Source organism: Streptomyces sp. NPDC050738, assembly GCF_040654175.1.
Lineage (GTDB): Bacteria > Actinomycetota > Actinomycetes > Streptomycetales > Streptomycetaceae > Streptomyces.
Genome location: NZ_JBFAHN010000013.1, coordinates 62,817 through 79,664, shown reverse-complemented (window position 1 = coordinate 79,664; position 16,848 = coordinate 62,817). Strand labels below are relative to the sequence as shown.

General features: G+C 70.6%; 8 protein-coding genes. 4 read left to right on the top strand and 4 right to left on the bottom strand.

What is annotated here, in order from left to right; genetic code table 11:
- Positions 1–55: 55 nt before the first annotated feature.
- Positions 56–601, top strand: a complete 546-nt coding sequence (gene def, locus AB0H78_RS28420) for a peptide deformylase (protein WP_363237483.1) — start codon at positions 56–58, stop codon at positions 599–601.
- A gap of 6 nt (positions 602–607) precedes the next feature.
- On the opposite strand, the gene AB0H78_RS28415 is transcribed toward def, so the two are convergent.
- Positions 608–1,258 (bottom strand): TetR family transcriptional regulator, encoded by a 651-nt coding sequence (locus AB0H78_RS28415; protein ID WP_363237482.1) that lies wholly within the window; start codon positions 1,256–1,258, stop codon positions 608–610.
- A gap of 132 nt (positions 1,259–1,390) precedes the next feature.
- Here AB0H78_RS28415 and AB0H78_RS28410 point away from each other — a divergent pair, with 132 nt between their 5' ends.
- The gene (locus AB0H78_RS28410; RefSeq protein WP_363237481.1) at positions 1,391–2,620 is read left to right on the top strand and encodes an acyl-CoA dehydrogenase family protein; all 1,230 of its coding nucleotides are present in this window, start codon (positions 1,391–1,393) and stop codon (positions 2,618–2,620) included.
- Positions 2,621–2,683: 63 nt separating this feature from the next.
- On the opposite strand, the gene AB0H78_RS28405 is transcribed toward AB0H78_RS28410, so the two are convergent.
- Positions 2,684–3,172, bottom strand: a complete 489-nt coding sequence (locus tag AB0H78_RS28405) for a glutathione peroxidase (protein WP_363237480.1) — start codon at positions 3,170–3,172, stop codon at positions 2,684–2,686.
- A gap of 69 nt (positions 3,173–3,241) precedes the next feature.
- The gene (locus AB0H78_RS28400; protein WP_363237479.1) at positions 3,242–6,997 is read right to left on the bottom strand and encodes a S8 family serine peptidase; all 3,756 of its coding nucleotides are present in this window, start codon (positions 6,995–6,997) and stop codon (positions 3,242–3,244) included.
- Positions 6,998–7,247: 250 nt separating this feature from the next.
- Here AB0H78_RS28400 and AB0H78_RS28395 point away from each other — a divergent pair, with 250 nt between their 5' ends.
- On the top strand, positions 7,248–8,021 hold the full coding sequence (locus AB0H78_RS28395; RefSeq protein WP_363237478.1) for a LuxR family transcriptional regulator: 774 nt from the start codon (positions 7,248–7,250) through the stop codon (positions 8,019–8,021).
- A 46-nt stretch (positions 8,022–8,067) separates the two neighbouring features.
- Here the strand turns inward: AB0H78_RS28395 and AB0H78_RS28390 are convergent, their stop codons facing one another.
- Positions 8,068–12,174, bottom strand: a complete 4,107-nt coding sequence (locus AB0H78_RS28390) for a S8 family serine peptidase (RefSeq protein ID WP_363237477.1) — start codon at positions 12,172–12,174, stop codon at positions 8,068–8,070.
- A gap of 367 nt (positions 12,175–12,541) precedes the next feature.
- Here AB0H78_RS28390 and AB0H78_RS28385 point away from each other — a divergent pair, with 367 nt between their 5' ends.
- Entirely contained in the window at positions 12,542–16,828 is a 4,287-nt protein-coding gene (locus AB0H78_RS28385; protein ID WP_363237476.1) for a S8 family serine peptidase, read from the top strand.
- Positions 16,829–16,848 lie beyond the last annotated feature (20 nt).

Genomic DNA, 16,848 nt, shown 5'->3' with positions numbered 1-16,848 from the left:
CGACCTCGGCTCCACCGGCGGCGGCCCGCCCTGTACAGAACGTAACCTTGCCGCCATGCGAAACCGTCCGATCCCCGGCAGTTCGGGAACCGCGCAGGAGATGTCCCTGCTCGGTGACCCGGTGTTGCACGCGCCCTGCGAACCCGTGACCGAGTTCGGTCCGCCGCTCGCCCGCCTCGTCGAGAACATGTTCGCGACGATGTACGCGGCCCAGGGTGTCGGGCTCGCCGCCAACCAGATCGGCGTGGCGCAGCGGGTGTTCGTATACGACTGCCCCGACGACGAGGACGTCCGTCACCTGGGCCATGTGGTGAACCCGCGGCTGGTCGAGGCGGACGGCATCACCGTACGCGGACCCGAGGGCTGTCTCTCGCTTCCGGGCCTCGAGGCCGCCACCGCGCGCTTCGACCATGCGGTCGTCGAGGGCTTCACGGTGGACGGCGATCCAGTCCGGATCGCCGGGACGGGCTTCTTCGCCCGCTGTCTGCAGCACGAGTGCGACCACCTCGACGGGCTCGTCTACACGGACCGGCTCGGCGGCTGGCGCAAGGGCAAGGTGATGCGGGCGGCCCGCAAGACGGCCTGGGGCGCGAACGCCTGACGCCCGCTAAAAGCCGGGACCGCCCGCGCGGTTGCCCGCCGCGGCCAGCCTGCCCCAGAGCAGATCGGCCAGCGAGCGCACCAACTCGGCGCGCGAGCAGGGCCGTTCGCCCAGCCACCAGTCGCCGGCGGCGTGCATCATTCCTACGATTCCGTGCCCCCACACCCGCGCCAGCTGCTCGCTGCCGGGGCCGAGGTCCACGCGCTCGGCGATCACCTTGGCGAGTTCCTCGCCGAGCCGGCGCAGCAGCGGCGCCGAGTGCAGCCCGACGTCGAAGCCGCTCTCCGGGACCGCGGACTCGGGGGTGACCTCGGTGGGGTGCATCAGGAAGCGGTAGACCTGCGGCCTGGCCTCGATCGCCGAGAGATAGGTGTCGAGCGTGGCCTCGACCCGCTCGCGCCGCTCGGCCGGGGCGTCCAGGGCCGCACGCAGGGCGTCGAGGAGGGCGTCGGTGTGGCGCTTGGCCAGGGCGCGGTAGAGGCCGCCCTTGTCGCCGAAGTGCCGGTAGAGGATCGGCTTGGTGATGCCGGCCTCGGCGGCGATGGCGTTCATGGAGGCCTTCGGGCCGTCGCGGAGCACCACCCGGTCGGCGGCCTCGAGCAGCTGGCGGCGCCGGTTCTCCGCCGAGCGCTGCTGCGTGGCCTGTGTGGTCTCCATGGTGGTTCTCCCCGCCCGTCCGTACGATTCGATTCCCCGCCGAAACGTAACAGGTTGACAGACCCTACTTCCCAGTAACAGACTGCGGTTACCGCAAGTAACGCCCTGGAGAATCGCAGTACTGGAGGGGACATGGCCGAGTTCACGCTCGAGCTCAACGACGACCAGAAGCAGGTTCGCGACTGGATCCACGGCTTCGCCGCGGATGTCATCCGCCCGGCGGCAGCCGAGTGGGACGAGCGTGAGGAGACCCCCTGGCCGGTGATCCAGGAGGCCGCCAAGGTCGGCATCTACTCGCTCGACTTCTACGCCCAGCAGTTCTTCGACCCCACCGGCCTCGGCATCCCGATGGCGATGGAGGAGCTCTTCTGGGGCGACGCGGGCATCGCCCTGTCCATCGTCGGTACGGGCCTGGCCGCGGTCGGCGTCCTCGCGAACGGCACCGAGGAGCAGATCGGCACCTGGATCCCCCAGATGTACGGCGACGCCGCCGACGTCAAGGTCGCCGCCTTCTGCTCCTCCGAGCCGGACGCGGGCTCGGACGTCGCGGCGATGCGCACCCGCGCCGTCTACGACGAGGCCAAGGACGAGTGGGTCCTCAACGGCACCAAGACCTGGGCGACCAACGGCGGCATAGCCAACGTCCACGTGGTCGTCGCGGCCGTCGACCCCGAGCTCGGCTCCAAGGGCCACGCCTCCTTCATCGTCCCGCCGAACACCCCCGGCCTCTCCCAGGGCCAGAAGTTCAAGAAGCACGGCATCCGCGCCTCGCACACCGCGGAGGTCGTACTGGAAGACGTACGTATCCCGGGCCACTGCCTGCTCGGCGGCAAGGACAAGCTGGACGACCGCATCGCCCGCGCCCGCGAGCGCGCCAGGGCGGGTGGCGGCGAGCGGGTGAAGAACGCCGCGATGGCCACCTTCGAGGCCTCGCGCCCGGCTGTCGGCGCGATGGCGGTGGGCACCGCCCGTGCCGCGTACGAGGTCGCACTCGACTACGCCAAGACCCGCACCCAGTTCGGCCGCCCGATCATCGACAACCAGGGCATCGCCTTCCAACTGGCCGACATGCGCACCCAGATCGACGCGGCCCGCCTCCTGGTGTGGCGCGCCTCCTGGATGGCGAGCGCGGGCAAGCCGTTCACCTCGGCGGAGGGCTCGATGTCGAAGCTGTACGCCAGCGAGACGGCCAAGAAGGTCACCGCCCAGGCCATCCAGATCCTCGGCGGCAACGGCTACACGCGGGAGTACCCGGTGGAGCGGATGCACCGCGACGCGGCGATCTACACGATCTTCGAGGGCACGAGCGAGATCCAGCGCCTGGTCATCGCCCGCACCCTGTCGGGGATGCCGATCCGCTAGGGCGGTACCGCACCACGCACGAGCGCCCGCCCCCTCACCGGGGGCGGGCGTTCGCGTCGCGTCTCAGGCGGAGAGCTGGGCCTCGATCGCCGAGACGACCTCCGGCGCGTCCGGCTCGGTGCGCGGGCGGAAGCGGGCGGCGACCTTGCCGTCGGTGCCGATGAGGAACTTCTCGAAGTTCCACTGGATGTCGCCGGCCTCGCCCTCCGCGTCGGTGACCTGCGTCAGCTCCTGGTACAGCGGGTGGCGGTGCTCGCCGTTCACCTCGAGCTTCTCCAGCATCGGGAACGTCACGCCGTACGTGGCGGAGCAGAAGGTCTGGATCTCCTCCGCGCTGCCCGGCTCCTGGCCCCCGAACTGGTTGCAGGGCGCACCGAGGACGGTGAAGCCCTTCTCGCCGTAGGTCTTCTGCAGCTGCTCCAGGCCGGCGTACTGCGGGGTGAGGCCGCACTTGGACGCGACGTTCACCAGCAGCACGGTCTTGCCGCGGTAGTCGGCCAGGGAGGTGGGCTCGCCGGTCAGGGTGCGCAGCGGGATGTCGTAGAGGCTCATCGTCAGCTCCTGTCGTACGGATCTCGGATCTATGCCTACGCACTCTTTCAGGCCCGCCGCGCCCCCGCGTCAGCGCACCTCGAATGCCCTGACCATCGTCTGCGTCACCCGTGCACCCTTCGTGTCGACGAGCGTGACCCGCAGGTGCACGAACGTTCCCGCGGGTGCGTCACCCGCGAGCTGCGCCTGCCACCTGCCGTGGGCGGACACCGCGTGGACCGGGTGCCAGTCCGTGACCGCGCCGACGGTGCTCTGGTCGCCGTACGCGTACTCCACCTGTACGCCGTCGAGTGCGACCGGCAGAGGGGAGCCGTCGAGGACGGCGCCCAGGCCGATGGTCGTCGCCGTGCCCGCCGGCCGTGCGTTGCGCAGGTCGGACGGCACATCGAGCACCGGCACCAGAAGGCGTTGAGCGCCCTGGGCCGCCGCGTCGGTGGTGTAGGTCCACTCGGTGGCGTAGGCGAGACCCGTCCGGTCGAGGATGCCCGGGCGGCGCTGCCAGTTCTGACGGAACGTTACTTCCGCTCTGCCTTGCGGGAGTTCGTACATACCGGAGACCGGTGACTGCGGTACGCCGTCCACCAGCAGCTGACGGGTGCCGGAGTCGATGCTCGCGAGGGTGGAGTCGTGTCCGCCCGCGTCGCCCACGGGGGCCATCGCGTACGTGAGGCGGTTGCTCTCGCGCGTCATCAGCGACTTGGCGTAGGTGTTGCGCACCGGTCCGTACGGCGACTTGTACCACTGGGAGGTCGTCCGGCCCTCGGTCATCGCACGCGGGCCGTCATAGGCGGTGCCTCCGTACGGGCCCAGATCCCGGCGCATCAGGGTCGTCCACGTCAGGCCGTCCTTCCCGGACGGGGTGAAGTACTCGGTGCGCTGCTGCGGAGCACGCAGCGGCAGGGTGCTGCCGCCCGCCCAGACCGCGGGGAAGCCGGAGCCGCCGATCTGGACGTCCGACCAGTAGGTCGCGTCGTCGGTGCTCTGGACGTGGTAGCCGGCGTCGATCGCCGCAAGGTCCTTGTCGTGGACCCGCTGTGTGCCGGTGCGGATCGAACCGTGCGAGGCGTAGGCCAGGTTGTAGAGGTACGGGCTCTGTGCGGTCGGGGTGCCGGACCAGGACACCGAGGCACCGCCGTTCTCCAGTTCGGCCTGGATGGCCTGGGAGTCGGCCCAGGTGATCGTGGCCTGAGGAACCCCTTCCGGACCGGTCACCTGGAACCTGCCCGCGATGTCCGGGACCGCGGCCAGCACACCCGCGGCGCCCGCCGCCTTGGCCGCCGTCGCCCATCCGAAGGCATTGCCGCCGCCGACGCCCGCGTCGACGAGGGCGATCCGGCCCTTCAGGTCATGAGCGGCGAAGTTGGCGTCGGTGCCCTTGCCGATGTACGTGACGGGGGCCGATCCCCTGCCACCGAACTCGGTCGCCTTCTGCACGGGGAGCGGATCGAGGACCCGGCCGCCGGTGGTGGTGAACTTCGCGAGCGGCGCGGTCATCCGTGCGGAGGCCAGGAAGCTGAGCCGGTCGTCGCCGTGCACCGGCTCGGCGTAGACAGCCTTGACGTAGGAGGGGACCGAGGTCAGGTACCCGGCCTTGAGCTGACGGCTGTCGTCGAGCCCGACGGCCAGTCCGAGCGCGAAACCGGCGGACTGGGCCGGGCGGTCGGTGTCCCAGGAGATGCGCTTCGCGTCCCTGGCGTCGAGGGTGACCTCGGTGTCGCCGGAGACGCTCACGCGCTGCCGGTAGAGCTGACTGACGGAGTCGACGCTGCCGATGTTGCCCGGCTCGTCCCTGGTCATGATCAGACCGCTCAGCGAGTAGCTCCCGATCGGTACGCGCACCGTGGTGCTGCCTGCCTCGGGGTAGCCGAGGGTGTAGCGGGCGGCCGTGTCGTGGTGGTCGTCGAACAGCTGGAAGGCCGACGGCGAGAGCGTCGGGTCGCCGTGCCGGTCCAGGCCCTTGACGGTGAGATTCGCGGACGGCACCTCCATATGGACGCCGAACGGGACGACGACGCGGGTGCCGTGGGATCCGGTGGCGACCAGGCGGCCGGTGATCGTGCCATACGCACCGGAGGCGAGACGGACGCCCGGGTCGATGCGGACCGGGACTTCGGCGGTGCCGTTGGCGGGCACGGTGACCGAGGTGCGGTCCGGTGTCGCGAAACCGGACACCCGGCTTCCGTCGTCACCGCGCACGTCCTGGACCCGGAGGCGCAGTTTCACCTCGCGGCCGGTGAGGTTGGTCAGCGTGACCTGCTTCTCGACGGGGGCCAGATGCGCTTGCGGATACGCGAAGTCGCCCAGGAGAGGGGCCGGCGGGGCGGTGACCGGCTGGGTCGTCGCACGGGCCACGTCCATCGGTCCCGCACCCTGTTCGAGGACGGGCGCGTCCGTGGAGGCGGCCGACGAGGTGAGCAGGGCCTTGAGTCCTGCAGGGGTCAGTCCGGGCCGCTGCTGGAGCAGCAGCGCGGCGCCGCCCGCGACGTGCGGAGTCGCCATCGAGGTGCCGGACATCGTCCGGTACGCCTGATCGCCCCGGCCGCCGGAGTTGGCGGCGACGACGCCGACGCCCTGCGAGGCGATGTCCGGCTTCGCCGTGATGCCGTCCACCGAGGGGCCGCGGCTGGAGAAGGACGCGGTGGCGCCCGAGCGGTCGATCGCACCGACGGTGAGAGCGCTCGGTGCGCAGCCGGGGGTCGAGACGGTGCCGCGCAGCGAGGCGTTGCCCGCGGCGATCACGAACAGGGCCTTGTCGCTGAGGCGTTCCACCGCGTCGACGCCCGGTCCGCTGCAGCTCTTGTCGCCATCGGAGCCGAGCGACATGGAGACGACCTGGGCGCCCTGGTCGACAGCCCATTCCATGCCGTTGACGATGCCGCTGAGGGTGCCGGAGCCGTCGTCCCCGAGGACCTTGCCGATCAGGAGGTCGGTCTTGGGTGCCATGCCCGCGTACGTGCCGTGGGAGGCGGCGCCGGTGCCGGCGACGGTCGAGGCGGTGTGGGTGCCATGGCCGGTGCGGTCGCCCGTGTCCGGCGTACCGACGACGAACGACTTGGACTGCGCTATCCGCCCGACGAGGTCGGGGTGCCCGGCGTCCACGCCGGTGTCCAGTACGGCGACTTTGACGCCCGAGCCGTCGAGTCCCGCGCGGTGCGCGGTCGTTGCGCCGGTGAGGGGAACGGTCGGAGTGCCGAGATCGGACACGGCGGCGCCCTTGATCTTGGCGTCCAGCCAGATCTTGCCGACGCCTCCGGTGGACCGGGCCGCCTGACCCGATGCGGGGGCGAGGTCCCGCCAGACGGCGGCCGCGGACGTCTTGGTGACGGCGAGTCCGGCGCCGCCGATGGACTCCAGCGAAGCGGTGGTCCGGGTGCCAGGCACGGTGCTGCGGGGGGTCCGGCCCCCGGCGTACTCGACGACGACGGGCATGGTGTCGCTGTGCGCGTCGTCGTATCCGTCGGCGACGAGCCTGCCGATGTCGAAGAGGGAGGCGTCCACCAGTCCGGCGTCCACCAGACGCTCCGTGCCCTGCGGGAACACGTACGTACGGGAGCCGTCCTGCCAGGTGGCGGAAGCATGATCGGTGCCGTCGCCGTTGCGCAGAGCCGCCGACAGCACCCGGCCCGCGGCGTCGACGCGGGCGTCGACGACATCACCGGTGATCAGGGTGATGGTCACCGCCCGGCCGGCGTCGGCGGAGCCCGTGATCGGGGCCGGCGTCTCGTCTCCCGCGTCATGGGCGACGGCCAGGGGGGATCCGGCGGCCAACAGGGCGACAGCGGCGAAAGCGGTCGCCGTCCTGCGCCATGGCCTGGTGCGTCTCATCGATGTTCTCCAGGGGAGTGAAGTGTCCGGTGAGCAGCAGCGTGGCCAACTCGGCTGCCCGGCGGGGCCCTTGGCGGTGGCGAGTGACCGCCATGACGTAATCCCGACACTCCTGGCGGCTGGAGCCCGTACCCGCGGCGCAGGAATCCGCGCAGCTCCATGTCGCTTTCGAGGGGGGCGTTTTGAGGACTGATCCACTCGATACGACACTTGAGCCATGTCGTCCGAATCCCGCATACCATCGCCCTCCGTGCGTTCGTCCTTGACCAGGCTGCAGGACGACCTGCGCCGGGCTGAAGACTCGCTGGCGCTCCTCCTCGGCCAGTGGCGTCCCGATGCCGCCGGGGAGCCCGAGCAGCTCATCGAGTTCTGGGAGGGCAGGGAGGCGCAGGCCCGCCGTCTGTACGAGCTGGAGTACGGGGCCCGCTCGTCGCTTCTCGTGTTCCAGTCCGGGGCCAACAACGTCGCGCCCGTCCCGTCCACGCTGATCAAGCCGGCGGACACCGAGGAGGAGCTGGAAGAGCCGGAGGAGCCGGAGGAGCCTGTGCTGCGCAAGGAAGGGAATCCGGCGGCCGCCTACCGCGTCGTCGTCGACCGCGACTTCCTCTCCGAGCCCGCGGCCCTGCGCGCGCTCGACGAACGCCTGGCGGCCGGACATCAAGTGAGGGTCGTGGACCAGCCGTTGATCAAACTTGTCATCGCCGACGGCGAGACCGCGATGGTCCAGGTGGAGGGCGGCCGGTCGATGGTGCTGGGACCGCCCGTGGTGCTCCTGGCGGTCGAGCTGTTCGAGTCGGTCTGGCGGCGCTCCCGGCCCTATCTGCGCGAGGACGGCGATCTGAGCCCGATGGACCGCCGGCTTCTGCAGCTGATGCTGTCAGGGCTGACGGACGCGGCGACGGCCCACCAGCTCGACACGTCGCCCCGTACGGTCCAGCGTCGGCTGCGCGCCCTGATGGACGTGGCGGCCGTCTCCTCGCGCGTTCAGCTCGGCTGGTACGCCATGCGCAACAACTGGGTCTGAACGGCCCGTTGCCGGGGTGCCGGCAGGCGGCACCCCGGGCGGTGGGTCACATCAGGTGCGCGTAGTCCTCCAGGGTCCTGCCGTGCAGCTGCTTCACCGGATCGGTGACGCGGTCGGACATGGTGTTGTGCCGCAGGTAGTTCTGCACCACCCAGTGCAGGTCCCGGGCGTCCACCGTGCCGTTGTGGTCGATGTCGGCCGCCCGGTTCGCGGTGCCGCGCGACGCGTACACGGCGGCGGCGTCGCGGACGTCGATGACGTCGTCTCCGTTGACGTCACCTGCGACCAGGGCCGCCTGGGACGAGCCCGCGGTGCCGGACACGGCCCCGTATCCGTGCAGCCCCAGATCGATGTCCTCGGACCAGGTGAAGTGGCCGGGCACCTTGACCTCGAAGCGGTACGGCTTCTCGGTCGGAGTCAGGGCGTCGGCCGACATCTTGCCGAGCGCGTCGCCCGTCAGGATCCGCCGGGTGCCGTCCGGTGCGGTCAGGGACGCCTCGATGCCGTCGAGACGGTAGTCGCGCCCGGCGTCGAAGGCCTGGCCCTCGGTCAGCAGCGCCTGGGCCGCGGGCCGCGCACCGAAGGTGGACTGCGGGTTCAGCATGCGGACCGAGCCGTAGTACTGCGTGAGCAGCTGCACCTTGGCGCCCGCCGTGTCGACGGCGTACGTCGAGCCGGTGTTCAGCCCCGCCGAGGCCGTCCAGTGCTCCCCGGACACCTCGTACGTCACCTTCAGCAAGGGCATCGAGTCACCGCTCAGCCCCGCCGCTTCGTCGACGTCGAATCCGATGGTGCTGTACGACAGCGCCCCGTTGGACACATCGGTCCTGCGGATCGCGGATGGGCTGTGCGCGGCCAGTTCGGCGGTGGGCTCGACGCCCACGAGCTTCACATTGCGGTCGTCGTAGCGGATCTGGGAGGTGAACGACTTCCACTGCTCGAGGTCGTGCGCGGTGAGGGTGTACGTGACCCGATCGCCATCGCGTGCCGCCGCGACACTCGCGTCCCCGACGGCGTACGGCACCCCCGCCTTGATCACATTCACGATGCGGACGCCGCCGATGTTGCCCGCGGCGTCCGTCGGCCACAGCTTGAGGTACGTGGTCGGCGGGCCCGCGGAGATCGGGACCTGGAGGTTCACCTTGCCCTGGGCGTCGGCGTTGGTGTGGCCGGTGGGTGCGTTGGGGCTGTAGGTGGAGTAGTAGAGCTGGTTGTCGTCCTGGCCGATGTCGAGTCCGGACGCGTGGATCGCATCGGTCTCCTTGTCGAGCAGCGTGCCGGTGACGGCGAACGAGGTGGCGTCGGCCGGGCGTTGGACGACCGTGGGGCGGGCCGGGTCCCAGGCGCCGTAAGCGTCGTCGTAGGACGGTGCGTGGGAGTCCACATAGATGTCCCGCAGTTCCGTGGACGTGCCGCCGTGGGCGTCGGTGCCCACGATCCGCAGCCTGTACGAACCGTCGTCGGCCCAGCGGCCCCGTGGGTCGACGGGGGTGGCCTTGCGTCCGGTCAGCGGGTGGTACCAGCTGCCGACGGTCACCGGACCGTAGAGGACGCCCTCGGTGAGACCGACCGTGCTGACGCCGCCGATGTATCCGAGATCCTTGCCGTGGGCGTCGGTGAGGAACACGTCGACGCTGCGCAGCTGCCCCGCCATCCGCAGGTCGAAGGTGGCCGTCCCGCCGTTGGCGGAACCGGCGTCGGAGTACTGGTTCGTGGACATCACCGACTTCGTCATGGTGATCTCGTCGAAGCCGGACTTCGCCACGCGCAGCCCGAAGGGCATGCGGATCGTCCGAAGTGCCTTGCCCTGTACGGGAGTCAGCGTCACGTAACCCTCGTAGTAGCCGGCCGGGGCACTGGCAGGCACCCGAAGGGCGGTGCGCACCGTCGTCCGGCCGTGGGCCTTCACGTCGACCCGGTCGTCGGTGCTCAACGTGATGTGGGCGGCCTCGGCATCCCCGGAGGCGCCGCTGCCCCGGGTGAACTCGACGCGTGCGGCGTAACGGCCCTTCGTGTCAGTGCTGTTGACGAGACTCAGCCGCTGTTCGGTCTGCACCGCCTTGCCGAGCGGGAGCACACCGAGGTCGAGGGCGCCCGTATGGCGGTCCAGTTCGGTGGTAGTGCCGTCGAGCGCGACGAAAGGCGTGCGGGCCGCGGCCTGGAGCGAGGCCGTGGCGTGCGCGGCGGCGTACGGGTCGATGCCGCCCGCGCCCGCGTCGAAGACGCTCACCCGGCCGGGCAGCGGGCGCGCGGTGTTCATCAGCGCTGTCTTGATGGCGTCGGGGGTGAGTCGCGGGTCGCGCTGGAGCATCAGGGCCGCTGTCCCCGCGACGTACGGAGAGGCCATGGAGGTCCCGCTGAGGCGTGCGTACGCGTACGTGTAGTCCCCGGTTTCCGGGGCGACGACGTCCGCCGGGACGGACGACAGCACGCTGACACCGGGAGCGGTGATCTCCGGCTTGATGTCGCCGGTGCCGTACACCGGGCCGCGCGAACTGAAGTCGGCCAGCGCGCCGTTGCCGAGCTGGAAGGTCCCGTGGGCGGCGAACGACAGCCGCGCGGTCCCGTCGGCGGTCCTCTCGGCCAGCGCGGCGCCGTCGGCCGCTGTGAGGGAAAAGGCCGGGACGTAGGCCGGGCTCTCACCGAGGTAGGCCGGGATGTGGCCCTCGGTGGCGTTGTCGTTGACGAGGAGCACGGCCGCGGCGCCCTTGGTCCGCGCGCGCCGCACCTTCTCGTCGAGGCTGATCCCGCCGCGGCGCACCAGGACGGCCTTTCCCGTCACGTCCTTGCCGGTGTACCCGGCGGCGGTGCCGGTGGAGACATCGGCCACGGGCCAATTGCCCGAGACGAGCTTGTCCAGCGCGTCACCGAAGGGCTGTGCGAGAAGCCTGCTCTCGCCCGTGCCGCCGCCGGCCTCCAGCGTGAACTCCGGCAGGGTCATCGGCTCGTCGTGCGCGCCGACAGTCAGCGGCAGAGCGGCGGCACCCGGGCTGCCGAGGGTGTTCGCAGCCGGTCCGCTGTTCCCGGCGGCGATGACCGTGGTGACTCCGTTGAGCACGAGGTTGTCGGCGGCTATGGACGTCGGGCTGAGCGGGTCGTTGATCGCCGCGCCGAGGGACATGTTGACGACGTCCATGCCGTCGTCGGCGGCGCGGTCCATCGCGGCGACGATGTCGCTGGTGCGACCGCTGCCGTACGGGCCGAGCGCCCGGTACGCGTACACGGATGCGCCGGGTGCGACTCCGTGAGCGGCGCGCTCCTTCGAATCCGCACCGCGGCCCGCGACGATTCCGGCGACGTGGGTGCCGTGCTCGGTGTAGTAGGTCGATCCCTGGTTGGTCTCGGCCAGGCCGGAGGCCTTCCAGTCGGCGTACGTCGTCTCCATCGGGTCGGAGTCGTCGTCGACGAAGTCGTACCCGCCCGCGTAGGCAGCCTTCAGATCGGGGTGGTGGTAGTCGATGCCGGTGTCGATGATGCCGACCTTGACGCCCTTGCCGGTGATGCCCTCGGAGTGCAGCCGGGCCACCCCGTCATCGGTGTCCTGCTCGGAGCCGGAGGCAGGGGTGTCGCGCGCCGGAGCCTCCTGGGCGAGCGCCTTGACCGTGGTGTCCGGCCAGACGGCGGTGACCTGTTCGTTGTCCAGCAGATCGGCGACGCGGTTGCCCGGCAGCCTGAGGCTCACACCGTCGAAGCTGTGGGTGAAGGTGCGCCCCGGCCGTGGGGCGGCCTCCTTCTTCGCCGACTTATTGCTGTCCGCCGCTGCGAACATGTCGTCGAGCCCCGAACGGAACGTGTCCTGAGCCTTCTTCACCGCGTCGCGCGCCTCGGCGTCGCTGACAGTGCGTCCTTCGGTCGCCGCCAGGAGACGGGCGGTCCGGGCGGGTGGCGTGCTCAACTGCACGATCACATCGACCGGCGCGGTGCTGCGCAGCGCGGCCTTGTCCGTGATGTGCAGGCCGCCGACGTCCAGTCCGGCCATACGGTGCAGGGCCTGCGTCTCCTGGTCGTCGAGTGAGGCGAGTACGGCGTGGGCACTCGACGGTCCGGCGGGTTCCGGCGCCGCGACCGCGGCGGGAGCCGTGGCCGTCAGGGTGGCGAGCACGGTGGCGGCCGCGGCCATGGCGCGGTGTCTGCGCCCCGGGGCATGCGTCATGATTCCTGGCTCCGCTCTGGGCAGGGACGGGGCCTCCCCTCTCCTTGTGGGCGACGGGAGGCGGGCAATCGCATGATCATGAGGTGTCGGCACGGTCGGCGGGAAGAGCTCTCCGCTGGCGAGATTGCGTCAGTCGGCAAGTCGCCAGCCCTGCGCCTGCTTTGGGCTTGTATGCGGCGCCTTGCCGCAGCGGCGGGCTGTGGCGAGTTGACGCCGTGGCGAACAGTTGCCACCCGGATCGCGTGCGCCGGCCGTCGTCGACTCGGTAGACCGTGCCCATCAACATCCGCCGTCGCCCACGGTGTTGGCGGATGTCATCGACGAGGTCCCGGTACCACCGGGCTCCACGCCATGCGAAAGGGCACCCATGTCCCGCCTCATCACCCGCCACAGACGGCGGTTCACCGCCGGCGTTCTGGCGGTCGGCCTGACGGGCTCGCTGCTGAGCCTGTCGGCCCTTCCCGCCCAAGCGGCCGATGTGCCACACCCGTTCGGCACAGCCGTGCCCAAAGCGCCGAAGAAGGCGCTGACGTCCCAGCGGGACAGGCTGGGTTCGCACGACCGCACGTTGCTGCAGCAGGCCGAGAGCAAGAAGAGCAAGACGGTGACCGTCATGCTGGCCACTGGGGAGGGCGACACCGGGACGCTGCGCGCCAAGGTCGCGGAACTCGGCGGTCATGTCGTCAAGGCGGACGACAAGCTCGGTTACGTACGCGCCACCGTGCCCACCGGGAAGGTCACCGCGCTCGCCGCGCTGACCTCGGTCCGCGCCGTCGACCTGAACGAGACGTACAAGATCCCCGATCCTTCGCCGGTCACCACCGAGGACAAGAAGAACACCAAGGGCACGGGGTCCGCCGGCTCCACCACCCCGGCCGCGCCCGGCAAGAACACCCCGGCGGACAACCCGTATCTGCCCGTGGCCGAGACGGGCGCCACCGACTTCACCCAGAGCCACCGTTCCTGGGACGGCCGCGGAGTGACCGTCGGCATCCTGGACACCGGAGTCGACCCGTCCCACCCGGCCCTGCGCACCACCACGACCGGCAAGCCGAAGATCAAGGACTGGGTGACGGCGACCGACCCGGTCAGTGACGCCGACCCGACGTGGCTGGAGATGCGCCTCAAGGTCACCGCCACGAACGGCGCTTTCCGCTACGGCGGGGTGGACTACAAAGCCCCTGACGGAACGTACGAGTTCCAGATCTTCCAGGAGCAGGTGACGTGGGGCAGCGAACTGGGCGGCGACGTCAACCGCGACGGTGACTACACCGACAAGTTCGGTGTCCTGTACCGCAAGTCGGACCACCGGGTGTGGGTCGACTCCAACCTGGACGCGACGTTCGGCGACTCCGATGTCGTCGAGCCGTACGCGCAGAGCGGCACCTGGGGGACCTTCGGCACCGACGACCCGGCCACGCCCGTCGTCGAGTCGATGCCCTTCACCGTTGAGTCCCGCGACGACGTGGACCTCTCCGCGCGGGGCGGCACCAGCGTCGGCAAGACCGCCGACTTTGTGAACATCGGCATCGTCTCCGGCGCGCACGCCACCCATGTCGCCGGAATCACCGCAGGCCACGGGCTGTTCGGCGGAAAGATGGACGGCGCCGCGCCAGGCGCGCAGATCGTCTCCGAGCGGGTCTGCCTCTTCGCCTCTGGCTGCACCACCTACGCGCTCACCGAAGGCATGATCGACGTCGTCGTCGACAAGGGCGCCGACGTGGTCAATCTGTCGATCGGCGGGCTGCCCGCGCTCAACGACGGCAACAATGTGCGCGCGGTCCTCTACAACCGCCTCATCGACGAGTACGGCGTGCAGATCGTCTCCTCGGCCGGCAACGACGGTCCCGGCATGAACACCGTCGCCGACCCGGCGATCTCCGACAAGGTCATCGCGGTGGGCGCCTCGGTCAGCAAGGACACCTGGTGGGCCGATTACGGCTCCCGGGTCGAGGACCGCCAGTCGCTGTTCCCCTTCTCCGCGCGCGGTCCGCGCGAGGACGGCGGAATGAAGCCGGAAATCATCGCCCCCGGTGCCGCCGTGTCGTCCATACCGACGTGGCTGCCCGGCGAGGGCGTCCCGCAGGCAGGGTATGAACTGCCCGCCGGTTACGGCATGTTCAACGGTACGTCGATGGCATCGCCGCAGGCCACCGGCGCCGTCGCCCTGCTGCTCTCCGCGGCGGCCGACACCGGCGTCAAGGCGACGCCCGCCGCGCTGCGCACCGCGCTGACCAGCTCCGCGACGTACCTTCCCGGCCGGCCCTCGTACGCGCAGGGCGCCGGACTGATCTCCGTCCCCGCGGCATGGAAGCGGCTGGCGAAGAAGACCCAGCCGACCGCGTACGCCGTCAAGGCGCCGGTCTGCGGAGTCCTCGCGGGACTGCTGGCCACCCCGAAGTCCGGCACCGGTGTGTACAACCGCTGCGCTCCCGGCGACGGCGGGCAGGAGGTCCACCACGCGAAGAACTACGCGGTGGAGCTGACCCGGACCGGATCCGGCAGCAGCACGACCGAGCTGTCATGGCTCGGCAACGATGGTACGTTCAGCGCTCCGCGCAGCGTCAGGCTGTCCGAGGGCAAGGCCACCACCATCAGCATCCGGGCCCAGGCGAAGAGCACGGGCGCACACTCGGCACTCCTGCGCGTCGACGACCCGGCAACGCCCGGTGTCGACCGTCTCGTTCCGGTCACCGTCGTGGCCGCCGCCGCGCCCGCGAAGCCGTCGTACGCCGTGTCCGACAAGGGCTCGGTCGACCGCAACGGCACCCGGTCCGTCTTCGTGGCGGTCCCCGAGGGCTCCGCGGCGCTGAAGGTGGACCTGTCCGGCGTCGCCGACGACAGCCAGACCCGCTTCCTGGCGATCGACCCCCAGGGCAAGCCGGTGGAGGACACCGCCGTCAGCCGCTGCTTCACCCACTTCTCGGACGCCGAGGACTGCGCTCCCGGTTCGCGTACGTACGCCCAACCGATGCCCGGTGTCTGGGAGTTCGAGGTGGAGGCGCGCCGCACGTCGCCCGTGCTGGAGAACCCGTACAGGCTGACCGCCACCGTGCAGGGTGCCGTGCTCGACCCGGCGTCCTCGGTGATCGACGAGGCGGCGGTCCACGCGCCCACCGAGAAGTCGTTCACGGCCGTCAACCGGTTCGCACCGGTGACCGCTCACGCGGTGGGCGGCCCGCTCGGCGCGCTGTCCCAGGCGCACCCGACCGTCGCCGACCAGGACATGACCGGCAAGCAGATCACGGTGCCGAGGGACGCGACGCGTCTTGAGGTGTCGATGGGCAACGCCTCCGACGAGAACGCCGACCTCGACCTGTACCTGGTCGCCCAGTCCGGGACGCTCATCGCCTCCTCCACCAACGGCGGGTCACGCGAGTCGATCGCGCTGAACCACCCCACGCCCGGCTACTACCTGCTCTTCATCGCCGGTACGGACGTGCCCTCGGGCAGCACCACATTCGACATCCAGGACACGATGTTCTCGACGTCGCTCGGCACGACCACCGTGGACCAGGACACGCCGCAGCGCCTGGGCACGGGTGAGTCCGTCAAGGTGCGTGGCCGTCTCGTCGCGGACACCGCGCCGCCGGCGGGGCGCCGGCTGGTGGGCCGGTTCTCGCTGGCCACGGACGCGAACACCACGCTGGGCAGCGCCGACGTACTGCTCGGCAAGGTCACCAGTCCGCACGTGGACGTCACGGCCTCGTTCGGCCCGGCGATCGGCTTCAGCCTGGACGACAACGGGCGCGTATCCGGATCCCAGCAGATCTCCGGCAGGAGCCGGGCGATCCGCTGGGACGCGCAGAACGGCGTCACCCTGCTCGACAACGGGGACGCACGCGACGGTCACGCACTGAACCAGAGCGCGACCACCGGCTACGCCACCGGGCAGCTCACACTGACCCAGGGCACCCGGGCCGTCCTGTGGGACGCGGACGGGAAACTCACCGCCCTGCCGCTGCCCGACTGGGCCGCGTACCGCTTCGCCCGCGGATTCGCCGTCAACGACGCGGGAACGGTGGTCGGCAACGCCACCGGCAGCGTCACCGACCCGGCGACGGGGCGCAACGTCGAGGTGAACGAGGGGTTCGCCTGGACCGCGAAGGACGGTTTCCGCAAGCTGCCGCACCTCACCGACAGCCGGAACCTGACCGAGCCGATCGCCATCAACAACTCCGGTGTGGTGGTCGGCCATTCGTCCAAGGAGGGCAAGCGCCGCGCCGTCCGGTGGGACGCCGACGGTGCGATCACCGACCTGGGCACGCTGCCCGGCATGGCCGACAGCTACGCCGAAGCGGTCAACTCCTCGGGCGAGATCGTCGGCACCAGCGGTGACGACGCGTTCGTGCTCAAGCCCGGCGGCACGATGACCCGGCTGCCCGACTTCGGCTTCAGCGCCAAGGCGCTGAAGGTGAATGACGCGGGCTGGATCGTGGGCAACGCGGAGGTCGCTCCCGACTCCGACCATCCGGTCGTATGGGACCCCGAGGGCCGGATGTACGACCTGAGCGCGATGATCGACTCTTCGCGCTGGGTGCCGACCGAGGGCATCGGCATCAACAACCGGGGCCAGGTGGCGTTCTACGCCATGGACCGCGAGGACGGAGGCTCGACCAAGGTTGTCCTGGCCGCGCTGCCCAGCGCGTCCTGACACCTCGCGACTCCACCGAA